Source organism: Kineococcus glutinatus (genome assembly GCF_039542765.1).
Lineage (GTDB): Bacteria > Actinomycetota > Actinomycetes > Actinomycetales > Kineococcaceae > Kineococcus_A > Kineococcus_A glutinatus.
On record NZ_BAABIL010000582.1, the window covers coordinates 1 to 3,347 of the forward strand.

The 3,347-nt window shown below is 76.9% G+C and carries 3 protein-coding genes and 1 pseudogene; 2 read left to right on the top strand and 2 right to left on the bottom strand.

All coding sequences use genetic code 11. The features are described from left to right. Positions 1 to 456: pseudogene (locus ABEB16_RS18540) on the bottom strand (FUSC family protein); the annotation flags it as partial. Between the two features lie 112 nt (positions 457 to 568). Between ABEB16_RS18540 and ABEB16_RS18545 the strand changes: the two are divergent. Both ABEB16_RS18545 and ABEB16_RS18550 read left to right on the top strand, forming a co-directional pair. Then, positions 569 to 1,303, top strand: a complete 735-nt coding sequence (locus ABEB16_RS18545; RefSeq protein WP_345713691.1) for an endo alpha-1,4 polygalactosaminidase — start codon at positions 569 to 571, stop codon at positions 1,301 to 1,303. Positions 1,304 to 1,416: 113 nt separating this feature from the next. Next, positions 1,417 to 2,214: an endo alpha-1,4 polygalactosaminidase gene (locus ABEB16_RS18550; protein ID WP_345713692.1), complete on the top strand. Its 798-nt coding sequence runs from the start codon at positions 1,417 to 1,419 to the stop codon at positions 2,212 to 2,214. Between the two features lie 109 nt (positions 2,215 to 2,323). Here ABEB16_RS18550 and ABEB16_RS18555 read toward each other — a convergent pair. Then, a partial coding sequence (locus ABEB16_RS18555; RefSeq protein WP_345713693.1) for a fibronectin type III domain-containing protein occupies positions 2,324 to 3,347 on the bottom strand: 1,024 nt, incomplete at its 5' end.

Consider the following 3,347-nt stretch of genomic DNA (forward strand, 5'->3'; position numbering starts at 1 on the left):
CGCCGCGGCGGCCGCGCTGAGCAGCAGCGCGCCGCCCACCGCCGACCACGGCCGCGGGTGGGCGGCGCAGGCGCCCGCGGCGAAGGTGGCGAACAGCGAACCCGGGGGCAGCCAGCCGCCGCGGCGCACGGCGCAGTACGCGGCGACGCTGGCCAGGGCCGCGACGAGCACGGGCAGGCCGGGCACGCCGAGCGCGGCGACGACCGTGCCCGCCACGACGCAGGCCACGAGCAGCGCACCGGCACCGGCCTGCATCCGCAGCCGCACGGGGTAGGCGGCGTGGCGGCCGTAGACGCCCGCGAAGGCGCCGAACGTCACGGGCAGCGCGTCCTCCACCCGGCCCGTCGCGACGAGCGCGAGCATCGGCACCCCGAGCCCGACCGCCGCGCGCAGCGCGCCCCAGTGCGCCGCGTCGTGCGGGTGCACCGTCAGCAGTCCCCACGCCGGTCCCCGCACCCGTCCCCCTCCCCGCCCGCGCCCGGCGCCGGCGCGTCCTCGCGGTCCCCACCCCCTAGCGTGGACGACGGCGGTCGCGGCAGCGGCCGCGGGGTCGTCGGGAGGTGCGGGCGTGGGGCAGCCGGAGCAGGTGGCGCCGCCGCCCTGGCGGCCGGAGCCCGGGACGGCCTGGCAGTGGCAGCTGTCCGGGGACCTCGACCTGACCGTCGACGTGCCGGTCTACGACGTGGACTGGCAGGTGCCCCGCGCCGTCGTCGACCGGCTGCACGCCGACGGCCGCCGCGTCATCGGCTACGTCAGCGCCGGGACGTGGGAGGCGTACCGCGACGACGCCGGCGACTTCCCCCCACAGGTCCTCGGCGCGCCGATGGCGGACTGGCCCGACGAGCGCTGGCTCGACGTGCGCCGCCTCGACCTGCTCGCCGCCCCGCTGCTGCGCCGGCTGGACGCCTGCCGGGACCGGGGCTTCGACGCCGTCGAACCGGACAACGTGGACGGCTGGGCCAACGCCACCGGCTTCGACCTCACGGCGGCCGACCAGCTGCGCTTCAACCGCTGGATCGCCGCCGAGGTGCACGCCCGCGGCATGGCGGTGGGCCTGAAGAACGACCTCGGGCAGGTCCGCGACCTCGTGGACGACGTCGACTTCGCGGTGAACGAGTCGTGCGCGCGGTACGCCGAGTGCCACCTCCTCGACCCGTTCGTGGCCGCGGGCAAGGCCGTCCTGCACGTGGAGTACGGCGTGGACCCGGCCGGCTTCTGCGCCGCCGCGCACCGGCCGGGGTTCTCCTCGATGCTCAAGCGCCGCGACCTCGACGCCTGGCGCCACGTCTGCGAGCACGGCTAGCCCGCGGGGGTGGGGTCCGGGAGGATCTCCTGCGGCGGGCTCAAGGTCCGGGGCCCGCGTGCCGAGGACGGCCCGACGCACCGCAGCACCCGCCGAGCGCCCAGGAGGTCGCCGTGCACCGCGCCGCCCGTCTCGCCACCGTCCTCGCCGCGGTCCTGGTCCTGCCGCTGCTGGCCTGCTCCCCCGCCTCGGCCGCCGCCTGGACCCCCACCCCCGGCAAGGGCTGGCAGTGGGTGCTCAGCTCGGTGCCCACCGCCAAGCAGGTCGCCGCGGCCACCGGTGTCGCGGCCTGGGACGTCGACGGGTTCGACACCCCCGCCTCGCGGGTCGCCGAGATCAAGAAGCGCGGCGCCGGCGCGGTCTGCTACTTCTCCGCCGGCTCGTGGGAGGACTGGCGACCCGACGCGAAGAAGTTCCCCGCCTCGCTGCGGGGCCGCGCCCTCGACGGCTGGGCCGGGGAGAAGTGGCTCGACATCCGCCGGCGCACCGTGCTCGAACCCCTCATGGCCGAGCGGATGCGGATGTGCCGCGACAAGGGGTTCGACGCCGTCGAGCCCGACAACGTCGACGGCTGGACCAACCGGACGGGGTTCCCGCTCACCGCCGCCGACCAGCTGGCCTACAACCGGATGCTGGCCGACACCGCCCACCGGCTCGGCCTGAAGATCGCCCTGAAGAACGACGTGGACCAGGTGCGCGAGCTGGAGCCGTACTTCGACTGGGCGCTCAACGAGGAGTGCTTCGCCCACGACGAGTGCGACGTGTACGACGCGTTCCGCGACGAGGGCAAGGCGGTCTGGGTCGTGGAGTACGACACGCCCGTGGCCGAGTTCTGCCCGGCGGCCCGCGCCGCGGGGTTCGACGCCATGCGCAAGCGCCTGGAGCTCGACACCTACCGCGCCGCCTGCTGAGCACCTCACCGGCCGGGCACCTCACCGGCGGGTCCCGGGACGCGGGAGGGGGCGGGCCCGGTGGGCCCGCCCCCTCCTCACCGCCGGGAGGACCCCGGCGCGTCCCGGCTCACAGCGCGAGGACGGTGTTCGACGTCCTCGACGCCGCGCTCGTGCCGATGGCGTTGACCGCGACCACCGAGAACCGGTAGCGCCCCGCCGGCAGCGTCATCCGCAGCGTGCGGCCGGTGGCCGGCTGCACCGCGGAGGTGATCGTCTGCACGACGTCGCCCCTCAGGTTCACCCGCTGGGCGATGACCCGGTACCCGGTGACGGCCGGGGTGGAGGTCCCGGTCGGCGGGTTCCAGGCGGCGGTCGCCGTGACGGCGCCGCCCGGCGTCCCGGAGGTGGCGGTGGCGATGCGCGGCGCCGGCGGTACCGCACCGGCCGTCACGACGGCCGAGCGGGCCGAGGCCGCACCGGTGCCGGCGCGGTTGACCGCCGCGACGGTGAAGGCGTACCTCCTGCCGGCCGTCAGACCCGTGGCGGTGTGGCTGCGGGCCGTGGCGGCGACGGTCGTCGTCGCCTGCAGCGCACCGGTGGTGCCGTCGTAGCGGCGCACCACGTACCCGGTGATCGCGGCGCCGCCGGTGCCGGCCGGCGCCTTCCAGCTCACGGTGGCGCTGCGGTCGCCGAGGACGACGCCACCGGTGGTCGGCGCGCCGGGGACCGTGACGGTCGTCGCCGCGACGGGCGTCACCGCCGCCGAGCGGGCCGAGGCCGGCCCGGCGCCCACGGCGTTGGTGGCCACGACGTCGACGGTGTAGGCGCTGCCGTTGACCAGACCGGTGAGGGTCGCCGTGGTGCTGCTGCCCCCCACGGTCACGGTGGTGGCGGTGCTGCTGCCGGCCCGGTGGGCGCGCACGGTGTAGGCGGTGACCGGGGAGCCACCGGTGTCGGCCGGGGCCGTCCACGTCGCGGTGAGGGAGGCGTTGCCCGCGGTGGCGCTCACGCCCGTCGCCGCGCCGGGCACCGCCGCCGGGGTCACCGGCACCGACAGCGGCGAGGCCGCCCCGGTGCCGACGCGGTTGGTGGCGACGACGTCGAACGCGTACGCCGTGCCGTTGTCCAGACCGGTCACGGTGGCGCTGGTC